Genomic DNA, 24149 nt, shown 5'->3' with positions numbered 1-24149 from the left:
CAAGCTGCGGAATCGGATCGAGAACAAAACAGAATCGAACCGCGAAGAGCGAGCTACGCCGCTCGAAAGAGTCTCCTCGCAAGTGCTGAGCGCAACAAGCATTTTTCCATATGCGATCGCCCTACCGCAAGCGGGGAGAGGCAAAGAACACGCTACTCCTGCATCATCTCGCCGCTTCCGCCGAACTCGGCCGGGAAATCCTTCAGCTTGGGCAGACCGTCGCGCATCGGCAGCACCGTCTCGGAATAGTTGACGTGAACGCCGGGGGTGAAGGCAAGCGTCGGGAGGGTGGCGGTGAAGACGTCGACGAGGCCGAGCGGCGGGTGGTTGGTCATGAGATGACCACCGCACTTCTTGCAATATTTGCGCTGGCTGAGCGGCGTCTTGACAAAGGTCTCGACGTGCTGGGCGCCCTCGGTGATGCGCACGGCTTCGGGCTTCCACAGGCTGAAGGCGTTCACCGGTCCGCCCGACCAGGAGCGGCAGGACCGGCAATGGCAATAACCCATCGCCTCCGGCGCGCCCGTGACCTCGACCGTGACAGCGCCGCAGAAGCAATTTCCGACATGTTTCATTGGTCTTCTCCATTAAATGAAAGGGGAAATCCTCTCCCGCTCCGGTTCACACGAGACCTCGGTGAAGACGGATACGGGGAGAGGCGTCGGGATGAGGGGGAGTCATCCCGGGGACGTTGAGGGGACGGAACACATGCGATGCTTGCGTTACCCGGCTCTGCGCCGCCTCGCGTCCTCCTTTCGGCGGACGCGACGGAAAGACGCGACCGCTATACCGATCGGCGCCAGGGAATAAGCATCGACACTCGTTGTTTGTACTGCCGGTACTCGTCGCCGAAGAGTTCGATGAGATCGTGCTCCTCCAGCGCGATGCCGACGAAGATGTAGGCGGTGGTCACGGCCGCGAACAACAGATGTCCCGCCGTCATGACCGGCGCCGCCCAGAACGCGATGATGAAGCCGAGATAGATCGGATGACGAACGAACTTGTAGAGCATCGGCGTCTTGAACCGCACCGGCGCTTCTTCCTTGCCGATGAGGTGGTTGGTCACCTGATGCAGGCCGAACAATTCGAAGTGATTGATCATGTAGGTGCTCGTGAACACCAGCACCCAGCCTGCGAGCGACAGCGTGACCAGCGTCACGGCAAAATCGGGGTTCTCGACCTCCCATATGACCGCAGGCAACGGACGCCACTGCCAGAACAGGAGCAGCAATGACAGGCTCGCGAACAGCACATAGGTCGAGCGCTCGACCGGCTTGGGGACGAATTGCGTCCACCACGCCTTGAACTGCTTGCGCGCCATCACGCTGTGCTGAACCGCGAACAGCGTCATCAGCAGGAGATTGATGATGATGGCCTCTGCCGTCGACGTGTCGGTTCCAGTGTCGATGGTCTTCGGCACCACCAGCCCCATGACGAAGCCGATGGCGTAGAGAATGGTGACGAAAAACACGAGATATGCCGCAATTCCGTACAGAAAGGCGATGAACTTGAAAATGCGAGAGCCCGCAACCTCCGGGCCGATCGAATGAACCTGGTGATCAATGTGGGACATGGAAAGCTCCGTTGTGCCGAGGCATCGGCACTGTTTGGTCTTCGCACCATGCCGGATCGGACGTTCCCAGACTTTCGCAGACGGTTGATTTTCGCCTGAGACGACTTTGATTTTTGCTTGAGACGACAGAAACGTGAGATTTCTCTTTGAAAACAACGTGCTCGACGGCGACCTGCGGGAACTGACCTGCCGCGGCGCAGCCGTTCCGCTGCAGCCGCAGGTGTTCGATCTCCTGCTCTACCTGGTCGCGCAGCGCGCCCGAGTGGTCAGCAAGGATGACCTGATCAGCCAGATCTGGAGCGACCGCATCGTCTCGGACTCCGCGCTGAACAGCCGAATCAATGCCGCGCGAAAAGCGCTCGGCGACGACGGCGCGACGCAGCGGCTGATCAAGACCATCCCGCGCAAGGGCTTTCGCTTCGTCGGCGAGGTTCGGGAACAAACGGCAGTGACGCTCGCGCCGGTGGAACCCGCCCCCGCGCCGCCGCGCGTCGTGACGGACCGCCCCGCAATCGCGGTGCTCGCCTTCGAGAACATGAGCGGCGATCCCGCGCAGGACTATTTCGGCGACGGCATCAGCGAGGACATCCTCACCGCGCTGTCGAAGCAGCGCTGGTTCATGGTGATCGCCCGCAACTCGTCCTTCACCTACAAGGGACGCGCAGTCCACATCCGGCAGATCGCCGAGGAGCTCGGCGTGCGCTACATCGTCGAGGGCAGCGTGCGCAAGGCCGACAATCGCGTGCGCATCACCGCGCAGCTCAACGACGCCACCACCGGCAGCCATCTCTGGGCCGAGCGCTACGACCGCGAGCTGGTCGACGTCTTCGCCGTGCAGGACGACATCACCAACGCGATCGTGGCGGCGATCGAACCGCAGATCCATGCGGCCGAGAATTTCCGCGCCGACCGCAAGCCGCCCGCGAGCCTGGATGCCTGGGACCTGCTGATGCGCGCGCTGTCGCATTACTGGCGGGTGACGCAGCAGGACCACGAGGCCGCACAGGCCTTGCTCGAACGCGCCATTGCCATCGATTCGAATTACGGCCAGGCGCTGTCGGTGCTCGCGGCAAGCCACATGTTCGGCGTGCATCTCGGCTGGGCGGAGCTCGCCACGACGGCGCCGATCGCGGAGGCCGCGGCGTTGGCCGCGGTGCGCCACGACCACGAGGATGCCTGGGCGCATGCCGCGCTCGGCAGCGTCTTCTTCTCGACGCGCAGGCTTTCGGACGCGCTGTCAGAGTTCGAGCAGGCGCTGGCGCTCAACCCGAACTTCTCGCTGGCGCAGGGCTATTACGCGCTGGCGCTCTCCTATGCCGGGCGGTCACGGGAGTCCTACGACGCAGCGCAGAGGGCCATCAGGCTCTCGCCGCGCGATCCGTCGCTGGCGATCTATTACGGCATCGCCGGCTATGCGCGCTTCACCGAGCGGCACTATGACGAGGCCGTCACGCTCGCGCGCGAGGCGATCCGACATCGCGGCGATCTCACGGGCGCCTACCGTGTGCTCGCAGTCTCCGCCGGCATGACCGGCGACGGCGCGCTTTCGGAGCTGGCGCTGGGCGAGCTCCGCCGCACCCAGCCCAATATCTCGCTGCACTGGGTCGCGACGCAACTGCCGTGGGCCAATGACGCGGATCGCGAGCACTATCTGGAAGGATTCCGCCGGGCGGGATTGCGCTAAAGCAGGGTTACCGCACGCGCTTGCGGCGCAGATGGACGATGACGTCGAGCCGCGCGATGTCGTGGCCGGGCAGCGGGTCCGGCACCTTGCTGAAGGTGAGGCCGCCGGCGACATCGACCAGCACATCCTCGCCTTCCAGATAGAAGTGCGGATGCACCGACGTGTCGGTGTCGAAGAACGACTTGATGCCGTCGGCCGCAATCCGGCGCAGCAGGCCGGCATCGGTGAACTGGTTCAGCGTGTTGTAGACGGTCGCAAGCGACAGCCTGAGATTGGCCGCCATCGCCTCATCATAGAGACCTTCCGCGGTGACGTGGCGATGATCGCCGAGAAGCAGCATGCGGGCGAGCGCCAGGCGGTGGCGCGTCGGCCTGAGGCCCGCATCGCAAAGCAGTTGCACACAGCGCGCCGCCGCCTCGTCTTCGGGCGGCACAGCGACTTCGTCTGAATCGGTTTCGGAAAGAGTGGGGAGGACGTCCATTGCCGCTGCGTCTCGCGGTTGACCGGTCGCACGCGCAAACTGCGCGTCCCGCCATCGGATCGCAAAAGCGGCGCCTTCGCTTTGATCCGGATCAAATTCGCAGACGTTGGGGCTGTTCGCCCTGCTACTTACTACTTCGCCTTGCTACCTCGCCTTGGCCTGGATCGGCTTCGGCGCAGGAACCGTCGCCCATTCCTTGTCGGCGCGGGGACCGTTGAGATCGCCGGTCAGGCCGACGAGCTGGCCGGGCAGCACGTCGAGGGTCTGCTGCCAGGTCTGGGTCTGGCACAGGAATTTGATGAGGCAGCCCTTGAGTTTGAGACGATCGGAGGACTCGCGCCAGATCGAGACCGAGTAGGACTTGCCATCCTCGGCATTGTAGATGTCGCCGGCAAACCGGCCCTCGGGCGTCGCCGCCAGGCCCATGATCAGCTGGTGGCCGAGCAGCGCGCGGGCGCGCTTGTCGGGATCGGGATTTTCCTTGTCGCGATAGGGCTGGCCGCGCTTGTCGGCCGGCTCCTTCATCCAGACGATGAAGCCGCAGATGCGGTCGCGCGACGGACCGCAACGCTCGAGCCGGATGCGCGCGCGGCCGTCCTCGACCAGCCACGTACCGCTGGGATCGCTGGACGTAGCCGCGCCGGCGCGGCCGCCCAAAACCATCATCACGATCGTGATCGCCACTCGCAGCACGAAGCGAAGCAGAATGTTCATCAGCGGCACCTTTCGTTGCAGGGTTGCGGCGTCAGTTCAGCTGCGCCATCAGCGCGTCGGCGCCCTTGTCGAGGCCGGCTGTTGCGGCCGCGAGCGCGCCGACGCTGGCCTTGATGTCGTAGGCGCCCGGGTATTGCTTGGTGACGTAGGCACTGATCAGGCGCGAGGTCGCGGCATCGAAGATCTCGACGCCGTAGATCACCGAGCCGGTCAACATGCCCTCGCCGTCGCGCGCGGCCTGCACGCCGTTGTAGACTGCGCCGGCCATGTCGAAGCGGGAGAGCGTGCCGAGCACCGGCGTGTTGGTAACGGCGCCGGTGAGCGTCAGCCTGATCCGCAGCGTGTTCAGCCCGCGCTCGCGCACCAGGGCGAAGCGGCCGCGCAGCCGATCGGCGAAGCTGTTCTGCATGTAGGCGGCGAGCGTCGCCTTGTCCTTGTCCGACATGTCGCCGAACTGATGATCCCTGCCGCGATAGACCACGACGGGATCGAGGATCACTTTGTTATACGCACGCCAGTCGACCGGCGTGGAATAGCGGTAGGGGACCCGGCCGGAGGCATCCGACTTGTCCCGGGCCATGTAGGCCGAGGACGCCATCTCCGAATAGGGCACGGGCGCGACCGAGGCGCAGCCGGCCATGGCCGCGCCAAGCGCCAGCGTTCCCAGACCGCGCAAGGCGATCGAGCGATCCATTCCAGACTCCTCTTGCGGCTTCTTGGGAGATCAATGGCGACCGCAGCCGCATTTAGGGACCAGACGCGGCTGCGGCGCTCACCATTGCCGGCCAAGGCATCGTCCGGGGCCTTTTCAGATGCCTTGGGCCGTCTCAGTGTTTCCGTTTATAAAACCGACTAGTTGGTTTGTAAAGTTCAAAATGCGTGGTCTGGCGCATTTGGCCGCAGGCGCGGATTTGTGCAGGCGCCGATCGTAATTCGTTAACGGTGAATCAGGCGCGTTTGCGCGGGGTTGCGGGCTTTGCCGCCGACGCCGCCCCGGATTTCGCAGCGGACTTGGTCGCGGACTTGGCCATGCGCGTCGGAGCCGGCTGCTCGTGGCCAGCCCACTGCGCGTCGTCGACAAGACGTGCGAACAGTCGCTGGTGCTCGTCCTTGTTGAGCGGCGACATGCCGAACAACGAGCTCAGCAGCAGTCCCATGGCGCCAGCCCAGCGCAGCATGGCAAGATCGGGATCGGCGGCCTCTTCCCTGATCGCCGCCATCCGCTCCATCTCGCGCTCGCGCGGCAGCGCCATCAGGCGGGGATTCTCCACCATGGCCGCAACGAGCGCCAGCGCGGCGGAATTCGGCGAGGTTGCCGCTTCCCGGATCGTGGCGAGTTGGGTCGCCAGATTGGGATTCGCCGAGGTCGCGCTCACCTTGGCCATGAACTCTGTCGAGAACTCCTCGAAATGCGCCATTTGGCGCTCGAGCATGGCCTTCAGCACCGCTTCCTTGGTACGGAATTGATGCATCACGCCGCCCTTGCTGAGGCCGCTCTCGCGCGCGATCGCATCGAGCGTCAGCCGGCCGGGCCCGTCGCGCGCGATGATCGCAATGGCTGCTTCCAGCGCAGCGTTGCGGGACCGTTCGGAACGTGTGGCGTTGTCCATGGCGGACTTGTCCCCGTGACAGGAGAATGAATCAAGTGAAAACCGGACGCGCTGTACATTTTTTGTGCGAACGCTGTCGAGACTTTCATCTTGCGGCGCCGAATGAGACTATGTGAGCCTTGATACCGGATGGGGACTGGGATGGGCCGGCCGTAGCTTTGCGCGCCATGACGTGCGAAGCGTTTACGGCCGGTCTCGCTTGAGAAAGATACGACATGCCAAAACGAGTGTTGCTTGGTCTCCTCCTGGCTTGCGGGCTCGCGGCCCCGGCTCTGGCGCAAGAGCCGAAGACGGGGGGCGTGATCAATGCGGTGATCCAGCCCGAGCCGCCCGGCCTGATGCTCGCCATGATCCAGAATGGTCCGACCCAGATGGTGTCGGGCAACATTTTCGAGGGCCTGCTGCGCTACAGCCCCAAGCTCGAGCCGCAGCCGGAACTCGCCGAGAGCTGGAGCGTCAGCGAGGACGCTAAAACCTACACCTTCAAGCTCCGCAAGGGCGTTACCTGGCATGACGGCAAGCCCTTCACCTCCGCCGACGTGCTGTTCTCGATCGAGATGCTGAAGCAGACCCATGCGCGCGCCCGCAACAACCTCGCGCAGGTCGACAAGGTCGAGGCGCCCGACGACTACACCGTCGTCTTCACGCTGAAGCAGCCGTTCGGCCCGTTCCTCGGCATTTTCGAGGTCGGCTCGATGCCGATGGTACCGAAGCATCTCTATGAAGGCACCGACTTCAAGACCAATCCCTACAACAACGCGCCTGTCGGCACCGGCCCGTTCATGTTCAAGGAATGGCAGAAGGGCTCGTTCATTCGCCTGGTCAAGAACCCGAACTATTACGAAAAGGGCAAGCCCTATATCGACGAGATCTACTGGCAGATCATCCCCGACGCCGCCGCGCGTTCGGTGGCCTATGAGACCGGCAAGGTCGACGTGCTGCCCGGCGGCTCGGTCGAGAATTTCGACGTGCCGCGGCTGTCGAAGCTGAAGGACACCTGCGTCACCGGCGCCGGCTGGGAGTTCTTCTCGCCGCTGGCCTGGCTGTGGCTCAACAACCGCCAGGGTCCGCTCGCCGACAAGCGGGTGCGGCAGGCGATCATGTATGCGATCGATCGCGACTTCGCCAAGGACGTGATCTGGAACGGGCTCGGCAAGGTCGCGACCGGCCCGTCCGCCTCGACCATCAAGTACTACACCGACGACGTGAAGAAGTATCCGTACGACCCGGCCAAGGCCAAGGCGCTGCTGAAGGAAGCCGGCTACAAGGGCGAGAAGATCCGCCTGCTGCCGCTCGCCTATGGCGAAACCTGGCAGCGCTGGGGTGAAGCGGTGAAGCAGAACCTCCTGGACGTCGGCATGAACATCGAGACCATCGCCACCGACGTTGCCGGCGGCAACCAGAAAATCGGCGACTGGGACTACGACATCGCCTTCACCTATCTCTACCAGTACGGCGATCCCGCCCTCGGCGTCGGCCGCAACTACGTCTCCAGCGCCATTGCCAAGGGCCAGCAGTTCAACAACGTCGAGGGGTACACCAACCCCGAGATCGACAAGCTGTTCGCCGACGGTGCGGTCGCGACCCCGGATTCCAAGCGCAAGGAGATCTACGAGAAGGCGCAGAAGATCCTGGTCGAGGACGTGCCGGTGGCCTGGATGCTCGAGCTGCAATTCCCGACCATCACGCGCTGCAAGGTCAAGAACCTGATCACCACCGGGATCGGGGTCAATGACGGCTTCAAGGACGCATGGCTCGACAAGTGATGAGCTGCATGCGACACCGCGGCGATTTCCCGGCGCGGTGTCATGCTGCGATTGATCTACCTGTCATAGCTGCAACCGAATGACTCCTTCTCTCGCCGCGAACTCGCTGCACCTCTCCCGCTTGCGGGGGAGGTCGACGCGCGCAGCGCGGCGGGTGGGGGCTCTCTCCACTCGAAGATCCCCACTGCGGAAGCACCCCCACCCCAACCCTCCCCCGCAAGCGGGAGAGGGAGCGCAACGTCGCTGTGGCGACCCTCTCGTCAAACAAGCATCGCACTAACTATGCTCTCTTTCGTCGCTCAGCGTGTCGTGAAGGGCGTGATCGTCCTGCTCGCGATCGTCGTCCTCAATTTCTTCCTGATCCGGCTCGCACCCGGCGATCCCGCCGTCGTGATGGCGGGCGAAGCCGGCGCCAGCGACCAGGTCTTCGTCAAGCAGCTCCGCGAAAAATTCGGCCTCGACAAGCCGCTGCCCGAGCAGCTCTTCATCTACGTCAAGGGCGTCGTCACCCTCGATCTCGGCTTCTCCTTCCGCCAGCAGGCGCCGGTCGCCAAGCTGATCGGCGAACGGCTGCCGGCGACATTGCTGCTGACGCTCACCGCATTCGCGATCTCTCTCGCGCTCGGTGTGCTCTTCGGCACATTCGCCGCGCGCTTTGCCGGGACGTTCCTCGACACCGGCATCACGGTGTTCGCGCTGGTCTTCTATGCCATGCCGATCTTCTGGGTGGCGCTGATGGGCATCCTGCTGTTCTCGGTCACCTTCGACTGGCTGCCGAGCTTCGGCTACGAGACGGTCGGCGCCAACCTCACCGGCTTCGCCCACGCGGTCGACGTCGCAAAGCACCTGATCATGCCGGCGATGACGCTCGGCCTGTTCTTCATGGCGACCTATACCCGCATGACGCGCGCCTCGATGCTGGAGGTGAAGCGCCTCGACTTCGTCAAGACGGCGCGCGCGAAGGGCCTTTCCGACGGCGTGATCCAGCGCCGCCATGTGCTGCGCAACGCGCTGCTGCCCGTGGTCACGCTCGCCGGCGTCCACTCCGGCACGCTGATCGGCGGCGCCGTCATCACCGAGACCGTGTTCGCCTGGCCCGGCATCGGGCGCCTGATGTACGACGCGCTGCTGCAGCGCGACTACAACCTGCTGCTCGGCGTCTTCGTGATCTGCTCCGCCATGGTGCTGATCTTCAACCTCATCACCGACCTCGTCTACCGCCTGGTCGACCCGCGCATCGAATTCGCCTCATGAAACAGTTCTGGAAATCGATGCTGAAGAGCCCCAGCGGCGTCATCGGGCTCATCATCCTGCTGCTCGCGATCTCGGTCGCGGTGTTCGGGCCGATGCTGTTCCCGAATTCGCCCTGGCGCATGGTGCAGCGGCCGTTCCTGCCGCCGTTCACGCTCTCGACCGTACCACTCGGCACCGACGCACTGGGGCGCGACGTGTTCGCCGGCGTGATCTTTGGCGCCCGCGTCTCGCTGCTGGTCGGCCTCGTCTCGACGCTGGTCGCGCTGGTCGTCGGCGTTCCCATCGGGGCCATGGCCGGCTATTTCGGCGGCAAGGTCGACGACGGCCTGATGCGCTTCACCGAGTTCTTCCAGACCATTCCGAGCTTTGCGCTCGCCATCGTGCTGGTCGCGATCCTGCAGCCCTCGATCTATTCGATCGTGGCCTCGATCGCGGTGGTGAGCTGGCCGCCGGTCGCCCGCCTCGTGCGCGGCGAGGTGCTGTCGCTCCGCACGCGCGAATATGTGCAAGCGGCCGTCGTGACCGGCCAGAGCAACACCTGGATCATCCTGCGCGAGATCCTGCCGAACGCGCTGTCGCCGGTGATCGTGCTGGCCTCGCTGATGGTGGCCACCGCGATCCTGCTGGAATCTTCGCTGGCGTTCCTTGGCCTCGGCGATCCCAATCTGATCTCCTGGGGCTACATGGTCGGCGCCGGCCGCACCGTGATCCGACAGGCCTGGTGGATCACCGTGTTCCCCGGCGTCGCCATCCTGATCTCGGTGCTCGGGCTCAATCTGATCGGCGAAGGCCTCAACGACGCGCTCAATCCGCGCCTGTCGCGGGAGGGCCGCTGATGATGACCGCCCCGCCAGCCGTCTCCATCAAGAATTTGCGGATCGAGCTGCCGAAGGGCGCCGAACGTCCCTTCGCGGTCGACGGCGTCTCGCTGGACTTGCGGCCCGGCAAGATCGTCTGCGTCGTCGGTGAATCCGGCTCCGGCAAGTCGATGTGCGCACATGCGCTGATGGGCCTGCTGCCTGATACGGTCTCGGTCACCTCCGGCGAGATCCAGTTCGAAGGTCGCGACCTGCTCAAGCTCGACGACGACGGCTGGCGCGATCTGCGCGGCCGCCGCCTCGCGATGATCTTTCAGGAGCCGATGACCGCGCTCAATCCCTTGATGCGCATCGGCGACCAGATGGCCGAGATGTTCGAGGCCCACGGCCTGCTGACGTCCAGGGAGCGACGCGCGAGAGCACTGGCGCTGGCGCGCGAGGTCGGCCTGCCCGACCCCGAGCGCATCGTGCGCGCCTATCCGCACCAGCTCTCCGGCGGCCAGCGCCAGCGCGCCATGATCGCAATGGCGCTCGCGCTCGAGCCGGCCGTGCTGGTCGCGGACGAGCCGACCACCGCGCTCGACGTCACCACGCAGGCGCAGATCCTCAAGCTGATCCGCAACCTGCAGCGTAACCGCAACATGGCGGTGATGTTCATCACCCACGACTTTGGCGTCGTGGCCGACATCGCCGACCAGGTCGTGGTGCTCCGCCATGGCAAGGTCGTCGAGGAAGGTCCGGCCGCCACCGTCTTCAACGAGCCGCAGCACGACTACACCAAGGCGCTGCTCGCCGCCGTGCCGTCGATGGATCCGCCGACACGCGCGCCGCTCGATGACCAGGCCAGGGCGGTCGAGGTGATCGGGCTGGACAAGACCTACGTCACGTCGGGCGGCTGGTTTCGCGAGGACCGCCGCGTTGACGCCGCGCGCGAGGTCAATTTCAATATCCTCAAGGGCGAGACGCTCGGCCTCGTCGGCGAATCCGGCTCCGGCAAATCGTCGGTGGCGCGGCTCGCGATGCGGCTGATCGAGGCCGACCGCGGCACGGTGCGGATCGGCGAGACCGATCTCACCTCGCTATCGGGCAAGGCGCTGCGCGCCGAGCGCCATCGCATCCAGATGATCTTTCAGGATCCGTTCGCCTCGCTCAATCCGCGGCGCAAGATCGGCCACATCATCGCCGACGGCCCGATCGCGGCCGGCACCGATCCCAAGGTCGCGTTCGACCGCGCCCGCGATCTGCTCAAGATGGTCGGCCTCGATGCCGGCGCGCTCGAACGTTATCCGCACGAATTCTCCGGCGGCCAGCGCCAACGCATCGGCATCGCGCGTGCCCTCGCGCTCGAGCCCGAGATCATCGTCGCGGACGAAGCCGTCTCCGCGCTCGACGTCTCCGTGCAGGCGCAGGTGCTGCGGCTGCTCGAAGATCTCAAGGCGCGCCTCGGCCTCTCGATGCTGTTCATCACCCACGATCTGCGCGTCGCCGCCCAGATCTGCGACCGCATCGCGGTGATGCAGCGCGGCGCCATCGTCGAGCTGAAGCCGACCGCGCAGCTGTTCGCCGCGCCGGAGCACGCCTATACGCGCGAGCTGCTGGCCGCTGTGCCGGGACGGAAAGAACGCGCGCCGGCGGCGTGATTCGGCCGATCGCGGTTCTACCTGATCGGAGGATTGGTGTTGTTCCAGGTGGGGACCGAGTTGGTCACACCGACGGAGGGCTGGCTGAACGTTCCGATCGACGGCGCCGTAACGGTCCCGACAGTCTGTCCGGAGCTTCCAAATGTCGTGCCTTGCTGTGCCGGCGCTCCGGAGCTTCCAATCGTGCTGCCTTGTGCACCCATTCCCGACGTCTGCTGCGCACTTGCGGCGAATGGCGCGGCGGCCAATCCGAGCGCGATGAGTGCAGCAATGGCTTGTCTCGTTCTTGTCATGACTGATCCTTTCGGGCGCGGCACTCGGCCGCTCGCTGGACGAACCGTTTGTGCGTCGAGCAACATGACAATTCCACACGTGCGAAAACGTGCCGCAACGCGACCATGCCGCCGGCTCACGATACCGCGACGGGCGACTGCGATCGAAGAGAGGCGGCTCGCCAAATCCCAAGCTCGTCGGCTGGCGCTTGCGGCGGTGATGCGCGGCCACGGAGAGCATAGGCTCGCTGCGTGAGATCGGCGCATCGCTCCGGTATCCCGTTCCGCACAAGAGCGGAATAGTCACGGGCTTTTTATTCCTTGTGACCCCTGCACGGCTAAGAAACTGAGGCCCGGCACCCCATATCCCCGATTGAATGATTTCCATCATCTGATGATGGACCAACGATCAATTGGAGCCGATATGGGCCAGGTTATTCAGTTTGTCTCGAAGTCCGAACGCGAAAGATTGCGTCTCATCCAGGAGGCGCGCGCGATCTACGACAGCATCTTCCCGCCGAATGATCCGGCCGGCGAGCCGCAGGACAAGGCGACGATCAGCCGCGCAGCCGCTGGTGACGTGGGAAATCTGGCGTGATCAAGATCATCGCTGTGCTCTGCAGCCTCTCCGCTCCCGGAAATTGCCACGAGCAGATCGTCACGACGTCGGACTTTGCCAACGTCTCGATGCAGTCCTGCCTTATGGGCGCGCCGCAGCTCGCCGAGTGGATGAACCAGCATCCGGCCGAACGGCTGGCCGGGTGGCGTTGCGTGTTCGGTCAGCAGAACGGCCGGGGCGCCTGAGACCAGAGGCCGCCTGATTGAGGCGGCCAATCCGGTTCAACCGTGACGGGCATGCTTCGCCAAGCTAGAATGGCGACGCTGCTTGGCAGAGGGGGAAGCCGGATGGAAGTCGCCAGCCTCGTTCTTCCCGTATTCGCGATCATCGTCACCGGCTGGCTCGCCGGCGAGATCGGCTATCTCTCCCGCTCGCTGGCCGACGCGCTGGTGCACTTTGCCTACAACGTCGCGATGCCGGCGCTGCTGGTCGTGACCATCGCGCAGGAGCCGGCGCGCAATCTTCTGGAATGGCGTTTCCTGCTCGCCTTCGGCGGCGGCTCCCTGCTCTGCTTCGCGCTCGTCTTCGTCGCGGTCCGCGCCGGCGGAAAGCACGACCTCGCCAGCAGCACGATCCACGGCATGGCGGCGGCGATGACCAACACAGGATTCGTGGCGCTGCCGATCCTGCACGCGATCTACGGCCAGCCCGCCGTGCTGCCCGCTGCGGTGGCGACGGTGTTCGTCGCCGCCGTGATGTTTCCGATCACGGTCATCCTGCTGGAAAGAGACGCACACGGGCCGGCGCAGCCGGCCGGCCTCGCCAAGCAGATCCTGCTCAACCCAATGGTGCTGTCGACACTGATCGGCCTGGTCTGGGCGATCACGGGCTTGCCGATTCCGGCAGCCGTTGCGGCCTATTTGAACATGATCGCCGCGGCGCTCACGCCCTGCGCGCTGTTTGCCATCGGGCTCGGCCTGTCGGTCGACGGCCTGCGATCGAACCTTGGCCCATCGTTCGCGCTTGCGGCCGTAAAACTGGTGGTGATGCCGCTGATCGTCTACGGGCTTTGCGTCATCACCGGTCTCAATCCACTCTACACCGTCGCCGCCGTCATCTGCGCGGCGGTGCCGACGGCCAAGACGGTGTACGTGCTGGCGCACGAGCACAAGGTCGAGGAGAAATTGGTCGCGGCCACCGTCTCGGTCACGACGATGCTGTCGGTCGCAACCTTGCTGGTCGCGCTCTACCTGCTCTCCGGTCTTGCGACAAGCGCGCACTGAACGCACCGCGGGCCGCCTTTTGACTCTGCCGGGCCTCTCATCATATGAGATATATCATCTTATAGAGGTTTTGAGAGCGACCGATGGTTGACGACACGTCCGACAGACCGGCAATCGAATATGGCGTCGTGCCCATCGCGGTGATGGCATCGATGTCCGGGCTTGATTTCGTCCGCGGCATCTTCACGCGACAATTACCCGAGCCGCCGATCATGCAGACGGTCGAGCCGTTCGACTGCACGGCCGAGCCCGGAATTGTCGTGATCCACAGCGTGCCCGGGCTGCGTCATTACAACCCGATCGGCTCGGTCCATGGCGGCTATGCCGCGATATTGCTGGATTCCGCGATGGGACTGGCGGTGCAGACCACCCTGCCCGGCGGCACCGGCTACACGACGCTGGAATTCAAGATCTCGTTCGTGCGCGGCATGAGCGAGGCCAGCGGCACGATCCGCACCGAGGGCCGCGTGCTCAACGCCGGCCGCCGCGTCGCCACCGCCGAGGCCCGCATCACCGATGCGAAGGGCCGGCTGCTCGCGCACGCGACGACGACCTGTCTCGTATTCGGCATCGAGAAGGCGGAAGGCTGACGGGCGACGCGACCGCTCATCGCGGGTTGGTGTTGCTCCACGTCGGAACCGCATTGGTCACACCGACCGTGGGCCAATTATACGTTCCGATCGACGGCGCGGTAACCGTCCCAACCGTCTGGCCGGACGAGCCGTACGACGCCCTCGGCTGCACCGCCGTCGATCCGACGGCGCCATAGGTCGGGGCCATCACGCTCGTGCTGTAATGATGTCTGCTCGACCGGGCCTTTTTCGCTTCGGCCGCAAACGGCGCGGCAAGCAGTCCAGTGGTGATGAGTGCGGCAATGGCGAATTTGATGCTCGTCATGGCTGATCCCTCCGTTGCTAGGGGCCCCTCGTCCCATCTGTTCATTGATTGGGAGATTTCCATAGGCACGCGTTCATAACTCCGTGCGCGGGCGATTGTGCCGCAGCGCAACTGGCGCTCAGGTCGATGCCAAATGTCTTGCACAGGCCGATCTGCCCGGCCGGGGTGATGCGAACGACGGCCGCCTTCGGATGGACCCGAATCAGCGCTAGTGCATTGCCTTCAGCGACTTCCCTGGACGCACATGGCATGACCGGCCCCGAACTGAAGCAACTCCGCAACGACCTCTCCGACGCCCTCGAGCGCAAGCTCTCTGCGGCCGACATGGCCAAACTGTGCGGATTGCCGGAGAAGGGCGGCGCCGACACCATCCGGCGCTGGGAGGTGAGCGGTCCGACGCCGGCGGCGACCAAAGTGCTGCGCGTGCTCGCGATGGCGAGCGAGCGCTATCCGATCATGGAGAAGTTCGACATCTTCGATCGTCACGACGTGCGCGAGGAAGACCGGCCCGCAAAGCGCGCGGCATTCCGCGAGCAGATGCGCGACGAGGCGCGGCGCCGTCTTGGTTAATGCGAGAGGCGCGCAGGTTACCGAAGGCGCGCCAGGTTAAGCCTTCCTTCAGCATTTCTTAAGCCGGCATTAAGCACGAAAATCATTTACAGCCCAATACGTTAGGTTGGCTGTCGCTGTGCCACGGATGTGACAGCATTTTCGTCAAAAGCGAGCTATCTGCAAAACCAACGCGGCGCGGAGAGCGCGCCTGCCGGGGACCTTGAGTGCTGGAGTTCAAGACGATGAAGAAGATTCTGTTTGCGACCGTTGCGCTGCTCGCGCTGGGCGCTGCCGCGCCCGCGATCGGTGCCGATCTCGGCAACCGCAACTACTACAAGACGCCCGCGCCGGCCTATGCCGCGCCGATCTACAACTGGACCGGCTTCTACATCGGTGCGCATCTCGGCGGTGCGTTCTCCAGCGACAACAATTTCAACGGCCTCTCCACCGGCAACAACGGCAACGGCCGTTTCCTCGGCGGCCTGCAGGCCGGTGCGGACTGGCAGTTCAACCCGAACTTCCTGGTCGGCGTCGAAGGCCAGTACTCCTGGCTGTCCGGCAACGTCGGCGCGGTGTTTCCGGGCGGCGTCGCCTACACCAACGACCAGCGTGGCCTCGGCTCGATCACCGGCCGCGTCGGCTACACCTGGGGTCCGGGCCTCCTCTACGTGAAGGGCGGCTACGCCTATTCCGACAACAATGAGAAGGTGACCGTCGGCGGCGTGCCGACCGCCTTCGTCATCACCGGCGATCACCGCAACGGCTACACCGTCGGTGCCGGCCTCGAATACATGTTCGCCCCGAACTGGTCGGCCAAGGCCGAGTACCAGTACTACAATTTCGGCGACGCGCACTTCACTGCAGGCCCGCTGGTCGGCACCGGCAACTTCACCACCGACGACCACACCATCAAGGCGGGCGTCAACTACCGCTTCAACTGGGCCAACTCGGCCGTCGCGCGCTACTGATCGCGCCTCCAAAAATCTCTTCGCAATCAAGGGCCGGCAACTTTGCCGGCCCTTTCTTTTTCGCTCTGCGGAACTAGCCAACCAATTGTGCAACTTGCGATTTTTTAACCCGCCCAAAGGATACTCCGCCGCGAAAACATAAAGATCATGGGTGGGGGAATTTCGATGGCGATCCGTCTGGGCGTTGGCCGTGTGTTCGGCCGTTTCAAGCCTCGCTTCAAGATGCCGAAATGGGGCGTGCGCGGCAGCCTGTTCGCGGCCTTCGCGGTGATCACCGCCATGGGCCTCGTGATCGCGGGCGGCGCCGGCTTCGTGTTCAATCATCTCGGCAGCACCATGATGGATCTGAGCGGCCGCGACATTCCGCGTCTCTCCGCCAGCCTTCAGCTCGCCTCACAGAGCGCAACGCTCGCGGCGCAGGGCCCGGGCCTGCTGGCATCGCCCTCCGAAGAGGCGCTGACCGAACGCACCAAGGGCGTGAAGGACATCCAGCAACTCGCCATGGCCAAGCTCGGCGAGATCATCGAGCTCGGCGCCGACAAGCAGATCGCGACCGCACTGCGCGACACCGCCAAGAGCATCGACGAAGCCACGCAGAGCCTCGTCTCGGCGGCACGCGAGCGGCTCGAGACCGGCGCGCAGCACGACAAGCAATACGAAGCGCTGCGCAAGGCCCAGCTCGCCTTCGTCGGCGCGGCCGGCCCGGCGATGCTGGATGCGCAGACGCGCCTCAACGCTATCCTGGGCGCGGCGGACGTCTCCGCTGACGACGCCACCGAAGCCGCCCGCACCGTTGCCCAGATCTCGACGGTTTCCGCCAACGGCAATCTGATGGCTGCCGACATGATGGCGGCGCTCTCGGCGAGCAACAGCGACACGCTCGAGGTGATCGAGAAGGAATTCAAGGCGACGCGCGACCGCGTCAAGTCGAACCTCGAGGACCTCCCGAACATGGCCTCGATGCAGGCCGTGCGCGACGCCGTGCAGAAGCTGTTCGCCTTCGGCGAGGGCAAGACCGGCGTGTTCAAGATCCGCCAGAAGGAGCTCGACTCCATCGACTACGGCCAGACCATCCTGGACGAGACCCGCAAGCTCAATGTCGGCCTCGGCATCAGCGTGCAGCAGCTCGTCGACGGCGTGCAGAAGGCGACCAACGCGTCGACCTTCCAGGCGCGTCAGGAGATTTCGCTCGCCACCACCGCCATGCTGGCGCTCGGCGGGCTGATGCTGGGCGGCTCGGCGCTGTTCGTCTGGCTCTATGTCGGCCGCAACATCCTGCGCCGCATCCGCGAGCTTCAGCGCGCGATGCAGCTGCTTTCGGCCGGCGACCTCGACACCGAGATCGTCCGCTCCCGGCAGAACGACGAGATCGGTGCGATGAAGGAAACGCTGACGGTGTTCCGCGACAGCATGATCGAAGCCCGGGCGCTCGCCGGCGAGCAGGACAAGGACCGTGTCGCCAAGGCCGAGCGTGCCGCGAACATGGAGGCGAAGATCGCCGAATTCGAGAGCACCGTGCGCACGGCGCTCGACAATCTCGCGCAGTCCGCCAACTCGATGCAGACGACCGCGCAGAGCATGTCGAACACCGCCGACCAGTCCAACGCGCTGGTGAACGCGGTCGCTTCCGCCGCGGAGGAGACCTCGGTCAACGTGCAGACGGTGTCGTCGGGCACCGAGCAGCTGTCGTCCTCGATCGAGGAGATCAGCAAGCAGGTGGTCACCTCGGCCGCGATCGCCAAGAAGGCGGTGGACGAAGCCGGCGCCACCGACACCACGGTGCAGAGCCTCGCCGACAGCGCCAGCCGCATCAGCGTTGTCGTCGACCTGATCCAGACCATCGCCTCGCAGACCAACCTGCTGGCGCTCAACGCCACCATCGAGGCGGCGCGCGCAGGCGAGGCCGGCCGCGGCTTCGCGGTGGTCGCATCCGAGGTGAAGAGCCTCGCAAGCCAAACCGCCAAGGCTACGGAAGAGATCCGCACCCAGATCGCCAGCATGCAGTCGGTCACGACCTCGGCGGTCGGCGCCATCCAGGGCATCGGCCGGATCATCGGCGAGATCAACGACGTCACCACCACGATCGCTGCCGCAGTCGAGGAACAGGGCGCGGCCACCCGTGAGATCGCCCGCAACATCCAGCATGCTGCCGGCGGCACCAGCGAGGTCTCCAGCAACATCGTCGGCGTCTCGACGGCATCCGCCGAGGCCGGCGCAGCGGCGACCGAAGTGCTCGGCGCCTCGGACGCGCTCCGCCGCGAAGCCGATATGCTGCGCGGAGAGATCGACGCGTTCCTCAACAACATGCGGGCGGCGTAAGGACGCCACCCGACGGCCCGTAGCCCGGATGGAGCGAAGCGTAATCCGGGACTTATCGGCGTGTAGCACCGATCCCGGATTTCGCTTCGCTCCATCCGGGCTACGGAATACGGCCGGAATGTCCGCTATGCGGGGGCGCACCAGCGTGGTTTTTCGGCTGGCGCCCCGCCCGCGCTGGGTTTAAGCCGGTAGCATGAACCCGAAATCCGACACTGTGCAGTCCTCCGCCGAGGCCCTGCGTTATCCCTGGGAACAGCATCCGGGCCCCGAAGAGGTGGTGGAGGTGCGTCCCGGCGTGCTGTGGGCGCGGCTGAAACTGCCGTTCCGCCTCAACCACGTGAACATCTACCTGCTCGCCGACGTCGACGGCTATGCGATGGTCGATGCCGGCTTCGGCAACGAGGAGACCATCGAGGCCTGGACGAAACTGTTCGAGGGCCCGCTGAAGGGCGTCAACATCACGCGCCTGATCGTCACCCACTCGCACCCCGACCATGTCGGCCTCGCGGGCTGGATCGTCGAGCGCTTCAACTGCCCGCTGGTGATGTCGCAGGTCGAATATCTGCAGTCGGTCTATCATCAGAACCGCGGCACCGAGGAGCGCCGCAACGCGCAGCGGCTGTTCTTCCGCCGCCACGGCATGGATGAATCGCTCACCGAGAAGCTGCTCGGCCGCGGCCAGGATTACCTCAAGCAGGTGTCGGTGCTGCCGCCGTCCTATCACCGCATCTCGCACGGCGACGAGGTCGTGATCGGCACGCGCCGCTTCAAGGTGATCACCGGCGGCGGCCACGCGCTCGACCAGGTGATGCTGTATTGCGCCGACGACAAGCTGTTCCTCTCCGCCGACCAGGTGCTGAGCAAGATCTCGCCGAACGTCAGCGTGTGGGCGGTCGAGCCGGATCAGAACTCGCTCGGCGAATATCTGGCCTCGCTCGCGAGCCTCACGACGACGCTCCCCTATGATCTGCTGGTGCTGCCCGGCCATGGCGTGCCGTTCTATGGCCTGAAGACCCGGATCAAGCAGCTCGCCGATCACCACGAGGAGCGCTGCCGCCTGATCGCGGAAGCCTGCCGCGAGGTGCCGCAGACCTCACGCGCCCTGGTGCCTGTCGTCTTCAACAAGCACGTGCTGGACGAGCACCAGATGGGCTTTGCCGCTGGCGAGCTCGTCGCTCATGTCAACTACATGATCGTCGAGGGTCGGCTGACGGCCGAGACCAAGGACGGCGTGCTGCAGTTCAGGACGACGTGAGTTTTTCACCTCTCCCCGGCTGCGGGGAGAGGGAGAGTATCTCACTTCATATTCGCAATCGCGTGCAGCGCCGCGATGTAGCCGAACGGTCCCAGCCCGCAGATCACACCGGTCGCCACGAACGAGATCTTGGAGTGGCGGTGATACTCGTCACGGGCGTGGATGTTGGAGATGTGGACCTCCAGCACGGGACCTTCGAATGTCTTGATCGCGTCCATGATCGAGACCGAGGTGAAGGACAGCCCGGCCGGATTGATGATGATCGCATCGGCATCCTGCCGCGCCGACTGGATCAGATCGACCAGCACGCCTTCATGGTTGGATTGGTGGAAAGCGAGCTTGAGCCCGAGCTTGGCGGCGGCTTCCTCGCAGCTCGCATTGACCTGGTCGAGCGTCGTGGTGCCGTAGATGTGCGGCTCGCGGATGCCGAGCATGTTGAGGTTGGGACCGTTGAGGATCATCACGCGCTTCATGGACAGGACCTTTCAAAGTTTTGTTTGAGCATGATCTTATCGGAAAACCGCTGCACACTTTTCCGGATCATGCTCTAGCCACCGAACCACTTGGCCGGGCCGGTGACGAGAACGGGAAACAGCGTCAGCAGGGCCAGCACGGCCAGCTGTGCGATCATGAAGGGCCAGACGCCGCGGATCAAATCGTCCATCGAGACGCGGGAGACACCGCAGACGACGTTGAGCACGACGCCGACCGGCGGCGTGATCAGGCCGATCGCATTGTTGATGATGAAGAGCACGCCGAAATAGACGGGGTCGATGCCGGCCTGCTTGACGATCGGCATCAGGATCGGCGTCAGGATCAGGATCGTCGGCGTCATGTCCAGCGCCGTGCCGACGATCACGACGATGATCATCAGGACGATGGTGAGGAGCGTCCGGTTGCCAGCGAACGGCTTGACCAGGGCCACAATCTGGTCGGAGATTTCGGCGACCGTGATCAGCCAGGACGAAACCAGCGCGGCCGCCACGAGAAACATCACGACAGCCGTGGTCTGCGCGGTCGAGACCAGCAGCGCCGGCAACTGCGCCGGCTTGAGCTCGCGATAGACGCCCATCGCCACCACCAGCGAATAGACCGCGACCACGACGGCCGCTTCGGTCGGGGTGAAGATGCCGAAGCGCAGGCCGAAGATGATGATCATCGGCAGCATCAGGGCCCAGAAGCCGTCGATCAGCGCGCGCCAGATCTCGGCGGCGCTCTTGCGCGGCAGGCGGGCCGGGTTCTCCTTGCGCACCACCCACCACCAGGCAAGGCACAGGCCGACCCCGAGCAAGAGGCCCGGCACGATGCCGGCCAGGAACAGCTTCGAGATCGAGACATTGGCGGCGACGCCGAAGATGACGAAGCCGATCGAGGGCGGGATCACCGGCGCGATGATCCCGCCGGCCGCCACGAGGCCGGCCGCACTGGCGCGATTGTGACCGGCGGCGGCCATCATCGGCACCAGCAGCGCACCGAGTGCCGCGGCGTCCGCGACCGCCGAGCCCGACAGTGAGGCCAGGATGCAGGAGGTGAGGATCGCGACATAGCCGAGCCCGCCGCGGAAATGGCCGACCAGCGCGATGGCGAAGTTGAGAATGCGGCGCGCCAGCCCGCCGGTGTTCATGACCTCGCCGGCGAGGATGAAGAACGGCACCGCCATCAGCGGAAAGGAATCGACGCCGTTGATGACGTTCTGCGCGATGATCTGGGAATCGAACATCGCCAGATACGTCATCAGCGCGATGCCGCAGATGATCAGCGCGAATGCGATCGGCATCCCGATCGCCATCGCGCCCAGCAGCGAGAAGGTGAAGACGGCGACGGTCATGCCTGGAGCTTTCCGCCGGCGGCGTCAGGAGAATGCGAGAGCTCCTCGGACTCGCTGATGGCGATGAGATCGGCATCGGCGATCTGCCCGGTCACGAGCCGGTAGAGCTCGTAGACGATGATCGCGCAGGAGGAGGCGCCGAACACGAGGCCGGCGGCGTAGAACAGTCCGACCGAAAGGCCCGAGGCCGGCGCCACCGTGTCCCAGTTCAGCACCGTCTGCTTCCACGAGCCTTCCGTCAGCAGGATGGAGGCGTAGAGCATCAGCGCGTGACTGAGGCCGTAGCAGACCTTGCGTCCAAATGGCGACAGCACCTTGACGAGGCTGTCGACGCCGAGATGGGCGTGCTCCTTCATACCGATGATGGCGCCCAGGAACACCATCCAGACGAACAGCCAGCGCGACAGCTCTTCCGAGATGGCGATGCCGGAGTTGAAGCCGTAGCGCAGCACGACATTGCCGAACACCAGCACCACCATAGCGGCCAGCAGCGCGGCGATGACAGCGCGGAGCAGCCAGAAATATGCGTTCACGATCGTTTTCATGATTTCCGGCCTGCCCTGCGTGCCGGCTCAGGGCTTCAGAGCGTGAACGCGGTCGAGCTCGCTGTTGAACAGCTTGACGATCGCCGGGTCGTAGTCGGCAGAGAATTTCTCCGCGATCGGCTTCGTCTTGGCGCGCATGCGATCGAGCTCGGCCGGCGCGATCGCGTTGACCTCCATGCCCTTGGTCTTGAGCTCGTCGATCGCCGCCGTGGCCTGCTCGCGGCTGACCTTGCGCTGGTAGTCGCGCGCCTCGATCGCGGCGTCCTGCAGGATCTTCTGCTCGTCGGGCGAGAGCCCGTCCCAGAACTTCTTGCTGATCAGGATGATGTTAGTCGAATAGGTGTGGTTGGTGACGCTGAGATATTTCTGCACTTCATAGAACTTGTTCGACAGGATCACGGAGAACGGGTTCTCCTGACCGTCGACCGTGCCGGTCTCCAGCGCGCTGTAGAGCTCGGAGAAGCTCATCGGCACCGGATTGGCGTTGAAGGCCTTGAAGGTCTCCAGATAGACCGGATTCGGAATCACGCGAATCTTGATGCCGCCGAGGTCTTCGCCCTTGGTGATGGCATGCTTGCTGTTGGTGACGTTGCGGAAGCCGAGGTCCCAATAGGCGAGGCCGACGAGGCCCTTCTCCGGCAGCTTGGCGAGCAGCGCCGCACCGAGCGGGCCGTCGAGCAAGGCGTCCGCCTGCTGCGGCGTCGAGACGATGAACGGGAAATCGATCAGCCCATAGTCCTTGACGATGCCGACCAGCGACGTCGTCGCCGGCGACTGCATCTCCTGGGTACCGGCGCGCAGCGCCGATTGCTGCTGCATCTCGCTGCCGAGCTGATTGGCCGGATATTCGCGCACCTTGATCTTGCCGCCGCTCTTGGCCGCGACGATCTCGGCGAATTTCTGCACGCCTTTGCTGACGGGATGGTCGGTGTTGTTGAGGTGTCCCCAGCGGATAGTGCGTTCCTGGATGGCCTGCGCCGAGGCCGGCCCCATCGTCCCCAAAGCGACCGCGCCGATCGCCGCCACCCACGCCAGACCTTTGAACCGAACAGGCATCGTGCCCTCCCCTGATGATCTCGTTCTTAGGGGCGGAAAGGTCTTATATGACGAAATATAAATCAACCTATATTTTGTATTTCATATGATATTATGAGAAACGCTTGATAAAGTTGCGAAATTTGTCGAAACGCACGTCCAAGACGCTAGGATGAGGCATGGACATCTCTCCCGACACGACCGCCGAGACGGTGGGCGACAGTGCCTACCGCCGCATCCGCACCGACCTGATCTTCGGCAAGCTGACGCCGGGGCAGAAGCTGAAGCTCGAGCGCATGAGCGGTGCCTACGGCACCAGCATCTCGACGCTGCGCGAGACGCTGAACCGGCTGTGCTCGGAAGGTTTTGTCGTCGCCGAGGGCCAACGCGGCTTCGAGGTCGCGCCGATTTCGGCGACCGAATTCCAGGAGATCGCGGAGCTTCGCGAGCTGCTCGAAGGCCACATGATCGAGAAATCATTCGCGGCCGGCGATCTCGACTGGGAGGCGCACATCGTCTCCGCGCATCACAAGCTCGCGGCGATGGAGCGGATGCTGCTGTCAGGCGAGCGATCCGACGCCGAGAGCTGGAAACAGTGTGATTTCCAGTTTCATCGCGCACTCGTCGCGGCCTGCGGCTCCAAGGTGCTGCTCGACGCGCATGCTGCGGTCTACGACCGCTATCTGCGCTACCAGATGATCGCCGTTGTGTTCCGCGGCGAGATGGCGGCATCCGAGCATCGCGAGTTGAAGGAGCTCGCGCTGAAGCGCGACGCCAAAGGCGCGAACAAGGTGCTGCACACCCACATCCACGATTGCGTCGCGCATGCCTTGCGCAATTCCGATTGGTTGAAGCCGGTCGTGGTCAAGGACGCGCGTGCCGAGCCGCGCAAAAGGACCAAGGCTGGTTAAGTCAGCGCTTCGGCGGATGGTGCAGAGCAACATCACATCTCGCGCGAACTTGATCGGGATCAAGTTTCAAATCGCACGATAGGGCATTTTGCCCAAATGCCCCTCACGGCCAAATGTGGGATAGCGCATAGACATTGGAGCTGGAAAAGCTCTAAGAAGATGCGCCCTTTTGGTCAGTTCCTTCT

At 64.3% G+C, this 24149-nt stretch carries 26 protein-coding genes; 14 read left to right on the top strand and 12 right to left on the bottom strand.

Going from position 1 to position 24149, the window contains the following annotated elements; genetic code table 11:
• Positions 1-152: 152 nt before the first annotated feature.
• The gene (locus tag VGR99_RS29485; protein ID WP_326903463.1) at positions 153-575 is read right to left on the bottom strand and encodes a GFA family protein; all 423 of its coding nucleotides are present in this window, start codon (positions 573-575) and stop codon (positions 153-155) included.
• A gap of 209 nt (positions 576-784) precedes the next feature.
• Positions 785-1573, bottom strand: coding sequence for a methanethiol S-methyltransferase (gene mddA / locus VGR99_RS29480; RefSeq protein WP_326903462.1), 789 nt, complete (start codon positions 1571-1573; stop codon positions 785-787).
• Between the two features lie 133 nt (positions 1574-1706).
• On the opposite strand from mddA, the gene VGR99_RS29475 reads away from it, so the two are divergent.
• Positions 1707-3257, top strand: coding sequence for a winged helix-turn-helix domain-containing tetratricopeptide repeat protein (locus VGR99_RS29475; RefSeq protein WP_326903461.1), 1551 nt, complete (start codon positions 1707-1709; stop codon positions 3255-3257).
• A gap of 7 nt (positions 3258-3264) precedes the next feature.
• On the opposite strand, the gene irr is transcribed toward VGR99_RS29475, so the two are convergent.
• The 4 genes from irr to VGR99_RS29455 form a co-directional block, all read right to left on the bottom strand.
• On the bottom strand, positions 3265-3738 hold the full coding sequence (gene irr / locus VGR99_RS29470; protein ID WP_326903460.1) for a Fur family transcriptional regulator Irr: 474 nt from the start codon (positions 3736-3738) through the stop codon (positions 3265-3267).
• A gap of 144 nt (positions 3739-3882) precedes the next feature.
• Positions 3883-4452 carry a DUF2147 domain-containing protein gene (locus VGR99_RS29465; protein WP_326903459.1) on the bottom strand — a complete coding sequence of 190 codons (570 nt, stop codon included), beginning with the start codon at positions 4450-4452 and terminating at the stop codon, positions 3883-3885.
• A gap of 31 nt (positions 4453-4483) precedes the next feature.
• Positions 4484-5146, bottom strand: coding sequence for a DUF3313 domain-containing protein (locus VGR99_RS29460; protein ID WP_326903458.1), 663 nt, complete (start codon positions 5144-5146; stop codon positions 4484-4486).
• A 253-nt stretch (positions 5147-5399) separates the two neighbouring features.
• Entirely contained in the window at positions 5400-6062 is a 663-nt protein-coding gene (locus VGR99_RS29455; protein WP_326903457.1) for a TetR/AcrR family transcriptional regulator, read from the bottom strand.
• 215 nt (positions 6063-6277) lie between these two features.
• Between VGR99_RS29455 and VGR99_RS29450 the strand changes: the two genes are divergently transcribed.
• From VGR99_RS29450 to VGR99_RS29435, 4 genes are all read left to right on the top strand, one after another.
• Complete coding sequence (locus VGR99_RS29450; protein WP_326903456.1) at positions 6278-7828, top strand: ABC transporter substrate-binding protein; 1551 nt, start codon at positions 6278-6280, stop codon at positions 7826-7828.
• 282 nt (positions 7829-8110) lie between these two features.
• Positions 8111-9082 carry an ABC transporter permease gene (locus tag VGR99_RS29445; RefSeq protein ID WP_326903455.1) on the top strand — a complete coding sequence of 324 codons (972 nt, stop codon included), beginning with the start codon at positions 8111-8113 and terminating at the stop codon, positions 9080-9082.
• Complete coding sequence (locus VGR99_RS29440; protein WP_326903454.1) at positions 9079-9918, top strand: ABC transporter permease; 840 nt, start codon at positions 9079-9081, stop codon at positions 9916-9918. Before VGR99_RS29445 ends, VGR99_RS29440 begins: the two co-directional genes overlap by 4 nt.
• Positions 9919-9920: 2 nt before the next feature.
• Positions 9921-11540: an ABC transporter ATP-binding protein gene (locus VGR99_RS29435; RefSeq protein WP_326903472.1), complete on the top strand. Its 1620-nt coding sequence runs from the start codon at positions 9921-9923 to the stop codon at positions 11538-11540.
• A 17-nt stretch (positions 11541-11557) separates the two neighbouring features.
• Here VGR99_RS29435 and VGR99_RS29430 read toward each other — a convergent pair whose 3' ends face one another.
• Complete coding sequence (locus VGR99_RS29430; protein WP_326903453.1) at positions 11558-11833, bottom strand: hypothetical protein; 276 nt, start codon at positions 11831-11833, stop codon at positions 11558-11560.
• A gap of 373 nt (positions 11834-12206) precedes the next feature.
• Between VGR99_RS29430 and VGR99_RS29425 the strand changes: the two genes are divergently transcribed.
• The 4 genes from VGR99_RS29425 to VGR99_RS29410 all read left to right on the top strand — a co-directional run bounded on the left by VGR99_RS29425 (position 12207) and on the right by VGR99_RS29410 (position 14244).
• Positions 12207-12410, top strand: a complete 204-nt coding sequence (locus tag VGR99_RS29425; RefSeq protein ID WP_326903473.1) for a hypothetical protein — start codon at positions 12207-12209, stop codon at positions 12408-12410.
• Positions 12407-12616: a hypothetical protein gene (locus tag VGR99_RS29420; protein WP_326903452.1), complete on the top strand. Its 210-nt coding sequence runs from the start codon at positions 12407-12409 to the stop codon at positions 12614-12616. The genes VGR99_RS29425 and VGR99_RS29420 overlap by 4 nt, the downstream gene beginning before the upstream one ends.
• A gap of 102 nt (positions 12617-12718) precedes the next feature.
• Positions 12719-13654, top strand: coding sequence for an AEC family transporter (locus VGR99_RS29415; protein ID WP_326903451.1), 936 nt, complete (start codon positions 12719-12721; stop codon positions 13652-13654).
• An 83-nt stretch (positions 13655-13737) separates the two neighbouring features.
• Positions 13738-14244: a PaaI family thioesterase gene (locus tag VGR99_RS29410; RefSeq protein WP_326903450.1), complete on the top strand. Its 507-nt coding sequence runs from the start codon at positions 13738-13740 to the stop codon at positions 14242-14244.
• 16 nt (positions 14245-14260) lie between these two features.
• On the opposite strand, the gene VGR99_RS29405 is transcribed toward VGR99_RS29410, so the two are convergent.
• Positions 14261-14551, bottom strand: coding sequence for a hypothetical protein (locus tag VGR99_RS29405; protein ID WP_326903449.1), 291 nt, complete (start codon positions 14549-14551; stop codon positions 14261-14263).
• Between the two features lie 249 nt (positions 14552-14800).
• On the opposite strand from VGR99_RS29405, the gene VGR99_RS29400 reads away from it, so the two are divergent.
• From VGR99_RS29400 to VGR99_RS29385, 4 genes are all read left to right on the top strand, one after another.
• Positions 14801-15121 carry a hypothetical protein gene (locus VGR99_RS29400; RefSeq protein WP_326903448.1) on the top strand — a complete coding sequence of 107 codons (321 nt, stop codon included), beginning with the start codon at positions 14801-14803 and terminating at the stop codon, positions 15119-15121.
• Positions 15122-15345: 224 nt separating this feature from the next.
• Entirely contained in the window at positions 15346-16071 is a 726-nt protein-coding gene (locus VGR99_RS29395; protein WP_326903447.1) for an outer membrane protein, read from the top strand.
• 165 nt (positions 16072-16236) lie between these two features.
• Positions 16237-18390 carry a methyl-accepting chemotaxis protein gene (locus VGR99_RS29390; protein ID WP_326903446.1) on the top strand — a complete coding sequence of 718 codons (2154 nt, stop codon included), beginning with the start codon at positions 16237-16239 and terminating at the stop codon, positions 18388-18390.
• A gap of 193 nt (positions 18391-18583) precedes the next feature.
• Complete coding sequence (locus VGR99_RS29385; protein ID WP_326903445.1) at positions 18584-19645, top strand: MBL fold metallo-hydrolase; 1062 nt, start codon at positions 18584-18586, stop codon at positions 19643-19645.
• A 41-nt stretch (positions 19646-19686) separates the two neighbouring features.
• On the opposite strand, the gene aroQ is transcribed toward VGR99_RS29385, so the two are convergent.
• The 4 genes from aroQ to VGR99_RS29365 form a co-directional block, all read right to left on the bottom strand.
• Positions 19687-20118: a type II 3-dehydroquinate dehydratase gene (gene aroQ, locus VGR99_RS29380; RefSeq protein WP_326903444.1), complete on the bottom strand. Its 432-nt coding sequence runs from the start codon at positions 20116-20118 to the stop codon at positions 19687-19689.
• 74 nt (positions 20119-20192) lie between these two features.
• The gene (locus VGR99_RS29375; protein WP_326903443.1) at positions 20193-21473 is read right to left on the bottom strand and encodes a TRAP transporter large permease subunit; all 1281 of its coding nucleotides are present in this window, start codon (positions 21471-21473) and stop codon (positions 20193-20195) included.
• Entirely contained in the window at positions 21470-22018 is a 549-nt protein-coding gene (locus tag VGR99_RS29370; RefSeq protein WP_326903442.1) for a TRAP transporter small permease, read from the bottom strand. The genes VGR99_RS29375 and VGR99_RS29370 overlap by 4 nt, the downstream gene beginning before the upstream one ends.
• A 27-nt stretch (positions 22019-22045) precedes the next feature.
• Complete coding sequence (locus tag VGR99_RS29365; RefSeq protein WP_326903441.1) at positions 22046-23074, bottom strand: TRAP transporter substrate-binding protein; 1029 nt, start codon at positions 23072-23074, stop codon at positions 22046-22048.
• Positions 23075-23232: 158 nt separating this feature from the next.
• On the opposite strand from VGR99_RS29365, the gene VGR99_RS29360 reads away from it, so the two are divergent.
• On the top strand, positions 23233-23964 hold the full coding sequence (locus tag VGR99_RS29360) for a GntR family transcriptional regulator (protein ID WP_326903440.1): 732 nt from the start codon (positions 23233-23235) through the stop codon (positions 23962-23964).
• The last annotated feature ends 185 nt before the right edge of the window (positions 23965-24149 follow it).

Source organism: Bradyrhizobium sp. (genome assembly GCF_035935975.1).
In the GTDB taxonomy this organism is placed as follows: Bacteria; Pseudomonadota; Alphaproteobacteria; order Rhizobiales; family Xanthobacteraceae; genus Bradyrhizobium.
Note: the sequence above shows the minus strand (reverse complement) of the source record. Positions and strands in the feature narration are given on the sequence as shown.